This is a genomic window from Acinetobacter sp. LT1 (genome assembly GCF_059800965.1).
Genome location: NZ_JBBAXE010000007.1, coordinates 24,212 through 38,723, shown reverse-complemented (window position 1 = coordinate 38,723; position 14,512 = coordinate 24,212). Strand labels below are relative to the sequence as shown.

Genomic DNA, 14,512 nt, shown 5'->3' with positions numbered 1-14,512 from the left:
ATGCTTCCTTTTTTATTTAAGTTTTACTTACTCTTCAGAAGCATCTTCATTATTTGATACAACTTCTTCGCTATCAGTTTCAGTAGTATCTACTTCGCCTTCGAGAAACTCTTCTTCATCTTCGACAGCTTCAATAGACACAACACCTACTAGAGTTTCTTCTTCGCTTAAGCGAATTAGGCGTACACCTTGTGCATTACGACCAGTCATCGCAACTTCTGCTGCACGGGTACGAACTAATGTACCGCCATCAGAAATAAGTAACAATTCTTTGGTTTCATCAATAGACACTGCACCAACAAGCTCACCGTTACGTTCGCTTGTCTTAATCGCAATTACACCCTTACCGCCACGTTTCTTGGTCGGGAAGTCATTTACTGGAGTACGCTTACCATAACCGTTGGCACTTGCACACAGTACTTCACCTGTTTCAGGTACAACTACAAGGGATACGATACGGCTTACTAAATTTGAATCTGCTGAATCGTCATTGTCATCTGATTCATCATTTTCAACATCTACATCTTCTTCACTTAAAGTACTGCTTGCAAAGCTCACACGCATACCACGAACACCTTTCGCAGTACGACCCATTGCACGTACGTCAGTCTCAGCAAAACGGATTGCCTTACCTTCGTTCGAGAACAACATGATTTGCTGATTACCATCAGTAATCGCAACACCAATTAAGGTATCTTCTTCATTGAGTTCAATTGCACGTAAACCATTTGAACGGATATTAGCGAATTGCTCTAAATCAACACGTTTAACCGTACCTGACGCTGTCGCCATAAATACGTAATGGTTTTCTGGGAACTCAGTTAACGGCAAGATAGCTGTTACTGTTTCATTCGCATCTAAAGGTAACAAGTTCACAATCGGACGGCCTTTGGCACCACGTGATGCTTGAGGCACTTCAAACACACGAAGACGATATACTTTACCTACGTTGGTAAAGCAAAGCACAGTCGCATGGTTTGAAGCTACAATCAGATGTTGAATAAAGTCATCATCTTTCATTGAAGTTGCAGACTTACCACGTCCACCACGGCGCTGAGCCTGATAATCTGAAAGTGGTTGAGTTTTTGCGTAACCTGTTTGTGAAACCGTTAATACAACTTGTTCTTCAGGAATTAAATCTTCACGGCTAAAATCAATACGTGATTCAATAATTTCAGTGCGACGTCCATCACCATACTGTTGTAGTACCAGTGCCAACTCTTCGCGAATTACAGCCATCAATAAATTGAAATCATTCAAAATCGCAGTAAGTTCAGCGATTTGACCTAAGATCTCAGTATATTCTGCATGTAATTTGTCTTGTTCAAGACCAGTTAAACGATGTAAACGTAATTCTAAAATTGCGCCTACTTGTGTTGGTGATAAACGATAAATCGATTCAGTTAAACCGAATGGACGATTTGGATCTTCACCTTCGATTTCATCTGGACGAACAGAAATTGCGCCAGCTTTTTCAAGCAATGAAACGACACCACCACCTGCCCACTCACCTGCAAGTAAACGCTCACGCGCTTCAGCAGGGTTAGCAGAAGTTTTAATCGTCTCGATAATTTCATCGATATTGGCTAAAGCAACGGTTAAGCCTTCTAAGATATGACCACGTTCACGTGCTTTACGCAGTTCGAACATAGTACGGCGTGTCACAACTTCTTGGCGGTGACGGATAAATGCCGCAATAATATCTTTCAGATTCATCAATTTTGGTTGTCCGTTATCAAGACAAACCATGTTGATGCTGAATGAGTTTTCAAGTTGAGTATTTAAGAATAAGTTATTTACAACGACTTCAGCGTTTTCACCACGCTTTAAGTCAATTGCAATACGCATACCTTCTTTGTCAGACTCATCACGAAGTTCTGAAATACCTTCAAGTTTTTTCTCTTTCACTAACTCAGCAATACGTTCAATAACTCTTGCTTTGTTTACTTGATATGGAATTTCAGTAAAGACGATCGTTGTACGGCCTGTCTTTTCGTCTTCTTCGAAATGGTACTTACCACGAATGTGTAAGCGGCCTTTACCTGTACGGTAGGCATCAACAATACCTGATTTACCGTAAATAATACCGCCTGTAGGGAAGTCAGGACCCGTAATGTATTCCATCAATCCTTCAATCGAGATATTCGGATTGTCAGCATAGGCTAAGCACGCATTCACAACTTCTGTCATGTTATGCGGTGCCATGTTGGTTGCCATACCTACGGCAATACCAGCAGCGCCATTAATTAACAAGTTAGGAACACGTGTCGGAAGTACTTCAGGAATACGCTCAGATCCGTCGTAGTTATCTTCCCAGTCAACCGTGTCTTTTTCTAGATCTGCAAGAAGCTCGTGTGCAAGCTTGGTCATACGGACTTCGGTATAACGCATCGCAGCTGCGCTATCACCATCAATCGAACCGAAGTTACCCTGACCATCTACCAATAAATAACGTAAGCTAAAGTCCTGAGCCATACGTACAATGGTTTCATAAACAGCTGAGTCACCGTGAGGGTGATATTTACCGATTACGTCCCCAACAACACGCGCAGATTTCTTGTAGGCTTTGTTATAGTCATTGCCCAATTCGTGCATGGCATAAAGCACACGACGGTGAACAGGTTTAAGACCGTCTCTCACATCCGGCAATGCACGAGATACGATTACACTCATCGCGTAATCTAAATATGAATGCTTGAGTTCGTCCTCAATGGCAATCGGTCGGATTTCCGATACGCTCATGCATACTCCTTCTTACAGATAGAAATTTCCATCTGCTTATATGTCTTGATCTTGCAAAAAATTTAGTTCCGGAAACTGAACTAAAATCGAAAAAAATATAGCTGTATACTATAGCATAAAAGCACTTTGTAATGTGCGGAATCTACACCGCTAATCTGGTGATATTTGTATAATTTAATTGCATATTATTCTTATCATATCGCTATAACGAGCATGTTCTATTCTTGATAAAACTATGTGATTTTTATTCTATAAAAATCAAACCTCAAATGAGATAAAAGTCTCAGTTATACATTTCAGGACACTATCCATAATAAAAAAACCCCTAGTAAAAACTAAGGGTTTTTTAGCTTTAATCAGTAAAGATTAAAGTTTAGATACCAATTCTGGTACTACAGTGTTCAAATCACCAACTAACCAGTAGTCAGCAACACTGTTGATTGGCGCTTCTTCGTCTTTGTTGATTGCAACAATAACTTTAGAATCTTTCATACCAGCTAAATGCTGGATCGCACCAGAAATACCTACAGCAACATAAAGCTCAGGCGCAACGATTTTACCAGTTTGACCAACTTGGAAATCGTTAGGTACAAAGCCCGCATCAACTGCTGCACGTGAAGCACCTTGTGCTGCACCGAGCTTGTCAGCTAATGGATCAAGTACTTTATGGTAGTTCTCACCAGAACCTACACCACGACCACCAGAAACTACGATGCGAGCCGCAGTTAATTCTGGACGATCAAGCTTAACGATTTCTTCAGATACGAAGTGAGAAATACCCGCATCTTTTACTTCGCCAACTGTTTCAACAGCAGCTGAACCGCCTTCCGCAGCAACTGGATCAAATGCTGTACCACGAACGGTACCAACAATGATTGCTTCGTCAGATTGAACAGTTGCAATCGCGTTACCAGCGTAGATAGGACGCTTGAATGTGTTCGCAGATTCAACAGAAATAATATCTGTGATCATGCTTACATCAAGAAGAGCAGCAACACGCGGAAGAATGTTCTTACCAGTCGTTGTAGAAGCAGCTAAAACGTATTTGTAACCTTTAGCCAAGTCAGCAACTAAGCCAGCTACGTTTTCAGCTAATTGGTTTGCATAAGCAGCGTTGTCAGCAAGTAAAACTTTGCTTACACCAGCAACTTTAGCAGCAGCATCAGCAACTGCTTGAGCACCAGAACCAGCAACTAATACAGTAATATCACCACCGATTTTTTGTGCTGCAGCAACAACGTTTAAAGTAGCACCGTTAAGTACTTGGTTGTTGTGGTCAGCGATAACTAAAATACTCATGATTTTATCCTTCCGTATTAGATCACTTTCGCTTCATTTTTCAATTTTTCAACAAGCTCATCTACAGATTTCACTTGTACGCCAGCTTTACGTTCTGCTGGAGCTTCAACTTTAACAGTTTTAAGCTTAGTACCAGCTGTAACGCCATAATCCGCAGGAGATTTTGTATCAAGTGGCTTCTTACGAGCTTTCATGATGTTAGGCAATGCTGCATAACGTGGCTCGTTCAAACGCAAGTCAGTCGTGATGATTGCAGGAAGTGTAAGTTCAACAGTTTGTAAACCACCGTCAACTTCACGAGTCACTTGTACTTTACCGCCATCAACTTTCACTTCAGAAGCGAATGTACCTTGACCAGCACCTAATAATGCACCAAGCATTTGACCTACTTGGTTAGAGTCATCATCAATTGCTTGTTTACCAAGAAGGATAAGTTCTGGTTTTTCAGCTTCAACAACACCTTTTAAAATTTTAGCAACTTCTAAAGCGCCAATTTCATCAGTAGTTTCAACCAAAATACCACGGTCTGCGCCTAGAGCCATTGCAGAACGGATTTGTTCTTGAGCTTCTTTAGGACCAACAGAAACAACAACGATTTCTGATACTGTTCCTTTTTCTTTTAAGCGAACCGCTTCTTCCACTGCGATTTCACAAAATGGGTTAATTGACATTTTTACGTTGGTAAGGTCAACCCCACTATTGTCCGGCTTAACACGAACTTTAACGTTGGCATCAACCACGCGTTTTACAGCAACAAGAGCCTTCATGTAATCCTCGGCTGTTCTAGCAAAAGTAAATGTTGAGAAAAGTATATTAACTCTTCAATTAAAATTTTTTAGGTACCCTATCTTGCAATGTGTTTGGCATTTCGGTCAAGTCACAATTTTCTGGAACAGCACAAAAAAAATGAAATCATCAGTTCATAAAAAAATTTTAGACTGCCATGAGGGCCTATTTTATTCTTTTTAAACTGTATTTTATACATTGATTTTTAGTATCTTTTTATCTTATTTAGCATATTAGCTAGAAACATAACATTACTTTTAAACACCATAAATCCGACGTTTTTTAGACCCAGTCGTCCACAAAATACTCAAAGATCAAAATGGTCAATTGGGTAGTTTCCCTTATTTCTCTTAAACAAATTTGTAAAAAAATCCAAATGATCTCTACATTCACCTAAAACATCTCAATTTAATTATCTTTGATTGAGTCTATTTTTTAACTTTTAGCTTTTATGTGCCCTTGGATGGGCTTGATCATACACTTGAGCCAAATGATCGAAATCAATATGGGTATAAATTTGTGTTGTAGATAAATTACTATGGCCTAGCATTTCTTGTACTGAACGCAAGTCACCGCTACTCGATAGCATATGGCTAGCAAAACAATGTCTGAGTAAATGTGGATGTAAATCGACATTTACACCTGCTCTTTGTGCCTGAAGCTTCACTCGTTTTTCAATTTGCCTTGGAGTGAGCGCCCCTCCTCGTAAGGAAATAAAGACAGAATCGTTTTGATCAAAATGTCCTTTCCAAATTTTATAAACTTTCAACCAGTTCAATAGGCTTTCTTTTGCTTTTTTCCCAAATGGTACTATACGTGTTTTATTTCCTTTACCTGTAATACGAACAAGTTGGCGATTAAAATCTACATCCTTAACTGTTAAACCCTGTAATTCAGCCAAACGTAAACCACTTGAGTAAAGTAACTCAAGCATGGCTTTATCTCTTAACCACAATTGCTGATCAACCGGTTTTTCTGGCATAGGTTGATCCAAAATTTGATTAACCGTTTCTATGTCGATCATGCCGGGCAAAGGTCTAGGTTGGCGTTTTAACTTAAAATCGTCGGTAGGATTAATTTCTAGATATTTACCTTGTTCAGCCCACTTCATAAATTGACGAATTGAGGTGAGATGACGTTGCATGCTACTTGAACTTAACTGGTCCTGTTCGACACGCTGCGCTAAGTACTCTCTTAAATCTGAAGCTTCAATATTTCTCAAATCTAGTTGTTTGTGCTCGCAGAACTCAAGAAAGCTTTTAACATCCCGTTCATAAGCAGTAATCGTGTGCTCAGATTGATTCTGTATTTTTCTTTCTTTTAACCACATTGAGAGCAGTTGTAATGCAAAATCCAAATTGCTCTCCATTTATTTGCTCATTTTTTTGAGTGTATCAAAAACTATGTGATCATGAAAATTTGATACCGCACAACCTAATGCTGATCTAATTTATATATTACAATTTAAACCAAGTATTCATTGGACCTTGCTGCCATGACCACCATACTCATTCCTTATTTAATTGCGATTACCTTACTTACACTGACCCCTGGTTTAGATACGACTTTAATTATTCGTACAGCAACACTTGAAGGTAAATCGAAAGCGTTTCAAGCAGCTGTCGGCATTAGCCTTGGCTGTATTGTATGGGGAATTGTGGTTGCCTGTGGTCTAGGTGCTTTGCTCATGGCATCTGATCTCGCTTTTAATATTCTAAAATGGATGGGAGCAGCTTATCTAGCATGGTTAGGTTTAAATATGATTTTAAAACCACGTAGCCAACTTGCAGATATTCAAGAGAATAGTTCAAATACCTCTCCTTCACAAAATTGGTTTATTAAAGGCTTTTTGGGTAATTTACTTAATCCCAAAGTTGGTATTTTTTATATTTCATTTCTTCCACAGTTTATTCCACCACAAGCATCAGCAGTTACTTGGGTGATGGGACTGGTAATGATTCATGTGGTGATTGGAATGTTATGGTCAACTTTATTAATTTTGACTATGCAACCACTGTCACGTTATCTTAAGCAACCTAAATTTGTGAAATATATGGACCGAATTACTGGCAGTATTTTTGTGTTGTTTGCTTTGAAATTAGCTTTGAGTAAAAGATAATTAAATCAAATATTATTATACATATAAAAGAAAGCCTCTTTTATCACTTTAGCTGATGAAAAGAGGCTTCTATTTAGGTAATGCTATTAACCTTGGAAATAACGTAAATCCAAACGCCCATCATAAACATGAGTTGTTGGACCAGTCATCCAGACCACATCGCCTTCTTGCCATTCGATTTGTAACTTACCACCAGCAAGCTCAACTTCAACTGAGTTCGCAAGTAAGCCACGGCGCATACCACTTACAGCAGCAGCACAAGCCCCTGTACCGCATGCAAGTGTTTCACCTACGCCACGCTCAAATACACGTAAGCGAATATGTTTTTCATCAATTACTTGCATAAAGCCAGCATTAACACGTTCAGGGAAACGTTTATGTGACTCAACTTGTGGACCAATGCCAGCAACATCAGCAGTTAATACATCTGGAACAATAGTGACAGCGTGAGGATTGCCCATATTGACCACATCAATATTAATGTTCTGGTCGTTAGCTAACTCAAGTGTATATAAAGCTTCTGGTTGTTCTGCAATGAATGGAATTTCATTCGGCAAGAACTTTGGGTAGCCCATATTGACGCGAACCCAACCATTTTGTCCCAACTCAGGTTTTACAATACCTGCTTTGGTTTGGACAGTAATACTTGTTTTAGTTGTTAAATGGCGCTCATGTACAAAACGAGCAAAACAGCGTACTCCGTTACCACATTGTTCAACTTCAGAACCATCTGCATTAAAAATACGATATTTAAAATCTGCTTCCGGTAAATCTGGTGGTTCAACAATTAAAAGTTGATCAAAACCGATGCCAAAATGACGATCGGCTAAGCGTTGAATTGTTTCTGTATCCAAATAGGCACGTTGGCTGATTAGATCAACCACCATAAAGTCGTTGCCTAGGCCATGCATTTTAGTAAATTCTAACAACATTTCATTTACTCCTCAGGCAACAAGCGTTCATTTTCCCACAGGGATTCAACCGTTTCACGCTCACGAATCAAATAGGCTTTATCGCCTGACACCATCACTTCTGCGGCACGGCCACGTGTGTTGTAATTTGAACTCATTACAAAACCATAAGCACCAGCGCCAAGAACAGCCAACAAGTCATTTTCTTTTAAAGCCAATGAACGATCTTTACCAATGAAGTCACCTGTTTCACAGATTGCTCCAACAAGATCCCAAGTTTTTTCTTCAGTATCTGAACTTGTCACCACAGGTTGGATATCCATCCAAGCTTCATATAAAGCAGGGCGAATTAAATCATTCATTGCAGCATCAATAATGGCAAAGTTACGGTGGCTCGTTGGCTTGAGCAAATCAACTTTTGTTAGAAGCACACCTGCATTTGCACTAATGCTACGACCTGGTTCCATATAAACCTTGAGACCTAACTTTTCTAAAGCAGGTTTCATTGAGTTGGCATATTCTTCAACACTTGGCGGTGTTTCATCTTTATAACAAACACCTAACCCGCCACCAATATCAATGTGTTTAAGAGTAATACCAAGTTTTTTTAGTTCTTCGATCATCAACATGACACGATCTAAAGCATCAACGAATGGTTTAGTCTCGGTTAATTGCGAACCGATGTGGCAGTCAATTCCAATAATTTCAAGGTTTGGTAAAGATGCAGCATATTGATAAGTTTCATAAACGGTATCACTTGGAATACCAAATTTATTTTCTTTTAAGCCTGTTGAAATATAAGGATGAGTTTTTGCATCTACGTCTGGATTTACACGTAAAGAAATCGGCGCTTTTTTGCCTAGACGAGCTGCAACTTTTTGAAGACGGTCTAGTTCTGCATAAGACTCTACGTTAAAGCAAGCAATGCCTACATTTAACGATGTTTCGATATCGGCTTCAGTTTTACCTAAACCAGAAAAAACAACTTTAGATGCGTCTCCACCCGCTTTTAAAACGCGTGCAAGTTCACCACCTGATACGATATCAAAACCAGCACCAAGTTTTGCCAACACATTAAGAACAGCTATATTTGAGTTAGATTTCACCGCAAAACAGATTTGATGATCAATAAAATCAAAAGCACGGTCCATATCTAAGTAATGTTTTTCAAAAGCTGCTTTTGAATAAACATACAAAGGTGTGCCAAATTGCTGCGCAAGCTGCTCCATAGAACATTGCTCTGCATGCAATACTCCATTAATGCGGGTGAAACTCATGAAGGTGTCCTTATTTCAAAGCTTAAGGTGATGTAGTTTGTGGTTGAGCTGCTGATGATTCGACTGACTGTTCAGCCTGTTCATCTTGTTGCACAACTTGTTTCTGTTCTTTATTACGATAGAGCAAGTATTTTGCACGTTTGTCATAATTTGGATCAGAAGGTAGCTGCAATGCTCCTGACTGACCGCAAGCGCTAAGCAAAATACTGCTGCTCAATAAACTGATGAGGCAAATGACACGACGCATCTGAGCACCTGATTTAAACAATTCGATGCAGTATACCGTGATCAGGCAAGCGGCTAAAGAGTAAACTTGAATAGAAAAACAATATGCATAAAAAACGCCAGCTTTTCAGCCAGCGTTTCATCATAACCAAATAAATTTAATTATTTTTTATGACGTGGTTTATAGAAGAAGAAATAACCAATGATCAAAATAACAAACCAAATTGGGCTGACTTTAAGCGCTTTAAAAGTGTCTGGCTCTAAAGACAATACGTAAATCATACCAATAAAGAAAATAATCGTGATCCAACATGTAAATAAGCCACCCGGCAATTTAAATGTTGATTTGGCATGCAGTTCAGGACGCGTGGTGTAATAACGGATGTAACTCCAAATAATAAGCAACCACACGCAGATGAAGAGAATCGTTGAAAGTGTTGTTGCAAGCGTAAATGCTTCAACTGTATTTGGTACAAAATACTGTAATGCTGCACCTAACAATAAACACGCAGCAGAGAAATACAGTGCATTTGCAGGTACTGCACGTCTGTTAAGCTTACCAAAAGCTTTTGGCCCCTGATCTTCACGAGATAAACCAAATAACATACGGCTTGTTGAGAAGACACCACTGTTCATTGATGACATCACTGATGACAATACCACCAAGTTCATCAGGATGGCTGCTGCTGCCACACCTGCTTGACTAAACAAGTTTACAAATGGACTGATCGCTGGATCAATTTTATTCCAAGGTGTTACAGACATCACAATCAACAATGCCAATACGTAGAAAATAATGATACGGATTGGAATTGAGTTAATTGCTTTTGGTAAGTTACGTGCTGGATCTTTCGTTTCCGCAGCCGTTGTTCCCACAAGTTCCACACCAACAAAAGCAAAGATTGCAATCTGGAAGCCTGCCAAGAAACCATGTACACCTGTTGGGAAGAAGCCACCGTTAGCCCAAAGATGAGTAAATGATGCAACTTCACCTGTACTTGAGGTAAAGCCTGTAAAGATCATCCATAGACCCACAGCGATTAAAATAATAATCGCAAGAATCTTAATGAGCGCAAACCAGAACTCTAACTCACCAAATAGACGTACGGTTAATAGGTTTAAACCCATAATAAATACAATCGCGGCAACACTGATCATCGCCCCTTCGACAGGCGAGAAAGGTAAACCATTATTGAAGAACTGTAAGTAGTAGATAATTGCAGAGAGGTCAGCGATACCAATCGTGATCCAACATAACCAGTACGTCCACCCTACAAAATAACCTGCCCATGGACCGATTAAATCTGTTGTGAAGTCAATAAATGATTTATAGGCAAGGTTTGAAAGAAGTAATTCGCCAAGCGCACGCATGACAAAAAACACCATCACACCAATAATCAAATAAATGAATAAGATCGACGGACCAGCAAGGCTAATTGTTTTGCCTGATCCCATAAATAATCCGGTCCCAATTGCACCACCAATCGCGATCAGCTGTAAATGCCGATTGGAGAGGCTTCGATGGAGCTCACCTTGTTCATGAGGCTCGCTCAGATTTTGATTCGACATTTGATAAATACACTCCAGTAATTTTTTTAGTCCGTTAGCTAAATTCAAATCAAAAAGACGATATCGCACCATTTGCAGGTATCTTTTAAATGTATATTTTTTGACAACTTTTCAGCTAACCAATTTTGTCTGTATTGCTGATGATTCCAAGCTACATACAATTAGGGCCGATAATACGCACAAGCCCACTGCAATACAACGGACTCTCAAGTCAACTTTTGTCGTACTTGCTTAACTTTCGCATATATAAAAAGGCTACCAGTGAGATAGCCTTTTCGATTAAGGATCAGGAAATAAATTTATCTTTTGAAAAATTTACTTTTGTTTATTCTTCAATCTTTCTTCCCAGAATGTCGCATTTTTAATTCCTAATTTAACAGGGTCAAATGTGTACTCTGTTACTCCAGCTTTTTGCTGCGCTTCATAATCTTTAAGAGCTTTAATTGTTGGCTTCCATACAAAATAAGTCACAATAATTCCGACAATATTAATCCATGCCATTAAACCAACACCAATATCACCAATACCCCATATATAACCGGTTGCACTTAAAACCCCATAAGATACAGAGAGAATAATAAAGCACTTAGTCACAAATAATAACGATGGAGATTTAGTAATATAGCTTAGATAAGTAATGTTAGTTTCAGCAATATAGTAATACGCAACGATTGTTGTAAAAGCGAAGAAGAACACAGCCAACGCCACGAAGATTTGGCCAAAATTACCAAACATTGTACTCACTGCCATTTGGGTAAAAGCAGGGGAACCTAGTTCCACAGTAGCGCCAACATTTTGTACAATAAAATGACCAGCTTCTAATGTACCTTGTACGTTATACATACCTGTAATTAAAATCATAAATGCTGTTGCAGAGCAGACGAATAATGTATCGACATAAATCGAGAATGCCTGTACAAAACCTTGTTGAGCTGGGTGTTGAACTTCTGCTGCAGCTGCTGCGTGTGGCCCTGTTCCTTGCCCTGCCTCATTTGAATAAACACCACGTTTTACCCCCCAACCGATTGCAGCACCAAGACCCGCCATAGGAGAAAAAGCATCTTCAAAAATTAATTTGATTACACCAGGTAGCTCGTGAATATTCGCAATCACAATAACAACAGCCATTAGAATATAACCAGCTGCCATAAAAGGAACAACGAATTCAGCAAAACGTGCAATCCGTTTAATACCACCAAAAATAATGATAGCGAGTAAACCAACAATCACCACAAGTGCTACAATTTTAAACAGGCCAATATCACCAAAAATAATTGCCCCTTCACCTGTAATTTGTGTAAATGCCTTACCTACTGCATTTGCTTGAATTCCCGGTAAGAACAAACCACAAGAAATAATTGCTGCTATAGCAAATACGATGCCTAACCAACGCTGTCCTAGCCCTCTGTCAAAATAAAAAGCAGGACCACCACGATATTGCCCTTGATATTCGACTTTATAGATTTGACCTAAAGTTGATTCTACATATGCCGTGCTTGCTCCTAAAAATGCAACCAACCACATCCAAAAGACAGCACCGGGCCCACCAAAGCCAATTGCTGCCGCTACACCCGCAATATTACCTACACCTACTCGTCCCGATAATGAAACAGCTAAGGCTTGAAATGATGAAATCCCCTGTTCTGAAGAAGTACCTTTTATTAATAGTCTGGCCATTTCCTTCATTTGACGCACTTGAACAAATCTTGTCAAAATAGAAAAAAATAAACCCGCGCCTAAGCACAGGTAAATAAGTGCCTTACTCCAAATAATGCCATTAATCCAATCAACAATTTCTGCTGCACTCATAGATATCAACCTTTTGTATTTTTAAAATACAATACTCATATTATTTTGTTCGTTTTCACTTCAGCAATATCCATGCCATATCTATAATAAACAGCTAGATACATACTCCAGTAAAAACACCGTCCTTGGGGAATAGATTAGATTTTTTATATCCACTGAAAACAAACTTTATCTGACTTGTAAAAATCCAATATCGTGTTATTTTTGGTGTCTTTCCCTTATTAGTTCCTTAAAAGATCCCTTCAAATTTCCTCATTATCTTTTATGATAATTTCTGGAAACAAGAACGAAGAACTTCCTAAGAACTATATTTATATAATATTGAGCAAAATTTCAATTTTTTATGAGCAAAGTCAAAACTGTTTACCGTTGCGAGCAATGTGGTGCCGATCATCTTAAATGGGCTGGTCAATGCTCAGAGTGTGGTGAATGGAATTCTCTGACTGAAGTTAAACTTGAGCCAACCACTGCTCACCGTGCACGTCCTAAAATTGGGGGCTATGCTGGACAAGTTGCTAATATTACAACACTAAATAAAGTTTCCGTTTCTCATGAAACCCGCTTACCTACAGGCATTAGCGAATTTGACCGAGTGCTTGGCGGCGGTTTGGTGACAGGTTCTGTGGTGCTGATTGGTGGTGACCCCGGTATTGGTAAATCAACCATTCTTTTGCAAACCGCAACGCACATGGCAAGCGCAAAAAGCTCTGCACTTTATATTACGGGTGAGGAATCTTTATCTCAGGTGGCGCTTCGTGCGCAACGTCTTGATCTGCCAACTGACCAATTAAAAGTCATGGCTGAAACCTGTGTAGAACGCATTTGTGAGGTTTTAGAACAAGAAAAACCTGTAGTCGCTATTCTAGATTCGATTCAAACACTTTATACAGAAACTCTCCAATCTGCTCCGGGTGGTGTTTCACAAATTCGTGAATCTGCTGCTTTATTAACCCGTTATGCAAAAAATAGTGGCACAGCGCTATTCATTGTTGGCCATGTGACCAAAGAAGGTGCACTGGCAGGTCCGCGTGTTTTAGAGCATATGGTGGACTGCGTACTTTACTTTGAAGGTCAATCGGATTCTCGCTATCGCATGATTCGTGCTGTTAAAAACCGTTTTGGTGCAGTGAATGAACTTGGCGTATTTGGCATGACTGATAAAGGCTTACGTGAAGTGGCCAATCCTTCCGCTATTTTCTTAAGTCGTTATGATGAAGCGATTCCCGGTTCAATTGTCATGATTAGCCGTGAAGGAACTCGCCCTCTTTTGGTCGAAGTACAAGCTTTAGTTGATGATGCTCAAGGACAACCACGACGTGTTGCACTTGGTCTTGAACAAAACCGTTTGAACATGTTGCTTGCTGTAATGCATCGTCATGGTGGGGTGCAAACCACTGGACAAGATGTATACGTCAACATTGTAGGTGGCTTAAAAATTACCGAAACAGGTTCTGATTTGGCTGTTTTACTTGCATGTGCTTCAAGTTTACGTACTAAAGCGTTGCCCCAACAGCTTGCAGTTTTTGGTGAAGTTGGTCTTTCTGGTGAAATTCGCCCTGTTCCTAACGGTCAGGAGCGCTTAAAAGAAGCAGCAAAACATGGCTTTAAATATGTCATTTTACCAAGAGGAAACGCCCCTCAAAAGGCAATTCCAGGCGTACAAGTTATTGCTGTTGCGCGCTTGCATGAAGCATTGACAGAAGCTATGCAACTCAGTGATGAATTGACATAAAAAAACATACTTTTATAGTTGAAATTTAGAGTAAAAGCCTGCA

Annotated in this window: 11 protein-coding genes; 2 read left to right on the top strand and 9 right to left on the bottom strand. The window is 39.5% G+C overall.

Translation table 11 applies throughout. The features are described 5' to 3' along the window. Nucleotides 1-27: 27 nt before the first annotated feature. The 4 genes from gyrA to xerA all read right to left on the bottom strand — a co-directional run bounded on the left by gyrA (nucleotide 28) and on the right by xerA (nucleotide 6,157). Nucleotides 28-2,742 carry a DNA gyrase subunit A gene (gene gyrA / locus WBW42_RS08520; protein WP_032057622.1) on the bottom strand — a complete coding sequence of 905 codons (2,715 nt, stop codon included), beginning with the start codon at nucleotides 2,740-2,742 and terminating at the stop codon, nucleotides 28-30. 366 nt (nucleotides 2,743-3,108) lie between these two features. Continuing rightward, nucleotides 3,109-4,041: an electron transfer flavoprotein subunit alpha/FixB family protein gene (locus WBW42_RS08515; protein ID WP_002118921.1), complete on the bottom strand. Its 933-nt coding sequence runs from the start codon at nucleotides 4,039-4,041 to the stop codon at nucleotides 3,109-3,111. A 17-nt stretch (nucleotides 4,042-4,058) separates the two neighbouring features. Next, on the bottom strand, nucleotides 4,059-4,808 hold the full coding sequence (locus tag WBW42_RS08510; protein ID WP_002118903.1) for an electron transfer flavoprotein subunit beta/FixA family protein: 750 nt from the start codon (nucleotides 4,806-4,808) through the stop codon (nucleotides 4,059-4,061). 461 nt (nucleotides 4,809-5,269) lie between these two features. Beyond that, the gene (xerA, locus tag WBW42_RS08505; protein WP_080631163.1) at nucleotides 5,270-6,157 is read right to left on the bottom strand and encodes a site-specific tyrosine recombinase/integron integrase; all 888 of its coding nucleotides are present in this window, start codon (nucleotides 6,155-6,157) and stop codon (nucleotides 5,270-5,272) included. A 165-nt stretch (nucleotides 6,158-6,322) separates the two neighbouring features. On the opposite strand from xerA, the gene WBW42_RS08500 reads away from it, so the two are divergent. After that, nucleotides 6,323-6,946: a LysE family translocator gene (locus tag WBW42_RS08500; RefSeq protein WP_005067713.1), complete on the top strand. Its 624-nt coding sequence runs from the start codon at nucleotides 6,323-6,325 to the stop codon at nucleotides 6,944-6,946. Nucleotides 6,947-7,032: 86 nt separating this feature from the next. Here WBW42_RS08500 and dapF read toward each other — a convergent pair whose 3' ends face one another. The 5 genes from dapF to WBW42_RS08475 form a co-directional block, all read right to left on the bottom strand. Further along, nucleotides 7,033-7,878 (bottom strand): diaminopimelate epimerase, encoded by an 846-nt coding sequence (gene dapF / locus WBW42_RS08495; protein WP_017399221.1) that lies wholly within the window; start codon nucleotides 7,876-7,878, stop codon nucleotides 7,033-7,035. Nucleotides 7,879-7,883: 5 nt separating this feature from the next. Next, on the bottom strand, nucleotides 7,884-9,134 hold the full coding sequence (gene lysA, locus WBW42_RS08490) for a diaminopimelate decarboxylase (RefSeq protein WP_017480537.1): 1,251 nt from the start codon (nucleotides 9,132-9,134) through the stop codon (nucleotides 7,884-7,886). A gap of 22 nt (nucleotides 9,135-9,156) precedes the next feature. Next, nucleotides 9,157-9,381 carry an LPS translocon maturation chaperone LptM gene (gene lptM, locus WBW42_RS08485; RefSeq protein WP_001255198.1) on the bottom strand — a complete coding sequence of 75 codons (225 nt, stop codon included), beginning with the start codon at nucleotides 9,379-9,381 and terminating at the stop codon, nucleotides 9,157-9,159. 140 nt (nucleotides 9,382-9,521) lie between these two features. Beyond that, on the bottom strand, nucleotides 9,522-10,928 hold the full coding sequence (locus tag WBW42_RS08480; RefSeq protein WP_014207418.1) for an amino acid permease: 1,407 nt from the start codon (nucleotides 10,926-10,928) through the stop codon (nucleotides 9,522-9,524). A 315-nt stretch (nucleotides 10,929-11,243) separates the two neighbouring features. Further along, nucleotides 11,244-12,737 carry an alanine/glycine:cation symporter family protein gene (locus tag WBW42_RS08475; protein WP_017399219.1) on the bottom strand — a complete coding sequence of 498 codons (1,494 nt, stop codon included), beginning with the start codon at nucleotides 12,735-12,737 and terminating at the stop codon, nucleotides 11,244-11,246. Between the two features lie 343 nt (nucleotides 12,738-13,080). Between WBW42_RS08475 and radA the strand changes: the two genes are divergently transcribed. After that, complete coding sequence (gene radA / locus WBW42_RS08470) at nucleotides 13,081-14,469, top strand: DNA repair protein RadA (RefSeq protein WP_005073053.1); 1,389 nt, start codon at nucleotides 13,081-13,083, stop codon at nucleotides 14,467-14,469. The last annotated feature ends 43 nt before the right edge of the window (nucleotides 14,470-14,512 follow it).

Bases quoted from the DNA above. Each gene is read 5' to 3' on its own strand.
- gyrA (WP_032057622.1), bottom strand. From the start codon at position 2,742: ATGAGCGTATCGGAAATCCGACCGATTGCCATTGAGGACGAACTCAAG.
- WBW42_RS08515 (WP_002118921.1), bottom strand. From the start codon at position 4,041: ATGAGTATTTTAGTTATCGCTGACCACAACAACCAAGTACTTAACGGT.
- WBW42_RS08510 (WP_002118903.1), bottom strand. From the start codon at position 4,808: ATGAAGGCTCTTGTTGCTGTAAAACGCGTGGTTGATGCCAACGTTAAA.
- xerA (WP_080631163.1), bottom strand. From the start codon at position 6,157: ATGTGGTTAAAAGAAAGAAAAATACAGAATCAATCTGAGCACACGATT.
- WBW42_RS08500 (WP_005067713.1), top strand. From the start codon at position 6,323: ATGACCACCATACTCATTCCTTATTTAATTGCGATTACCTTACTTACA.
- dapF (WP_017399221.1), bottom strand. From the start codon at position 7,878: ATGTTGTTAGAATTTACTAAAATGCATGGCCTAGGCAACGACTTTATG.
- lysA (WP_017480537.1), bottom strand. From the start codon at position 9,134: ATGAGTTTCACCCGCATTAATGGAGTATTGCATGCAGAGCAATGTTCT.
- lptM (WP_001255198.1), bottom strand. From the start codon at position 9,381: ATGCGTCGTGTCATTTGCCTCATCAGTTTATTGAGCAGCAGTATTTTG.
- WBW42_RS08480 (WP_014207418.1), bottom strand. From the start codon at position 10,928: ATGTCGAATCAAAATCTGAGCGAGCCTCATGAACAAGGTGAGCTCCAT.
- WBW42_RS08475 (WP_017399219.1), bottom strand. From the start codon at position 12,737: ATGAGTGCAGCAGAAATTGTTGATTGGATTAATGGCATTATTTGGAGT.
- radA (WP_005073053.1), top strand. From the start codon at position 13,081: ATGAGCAAAGTCAAAACTGTTTACCGTTGCGAGCAATGTGGTGCCGAT.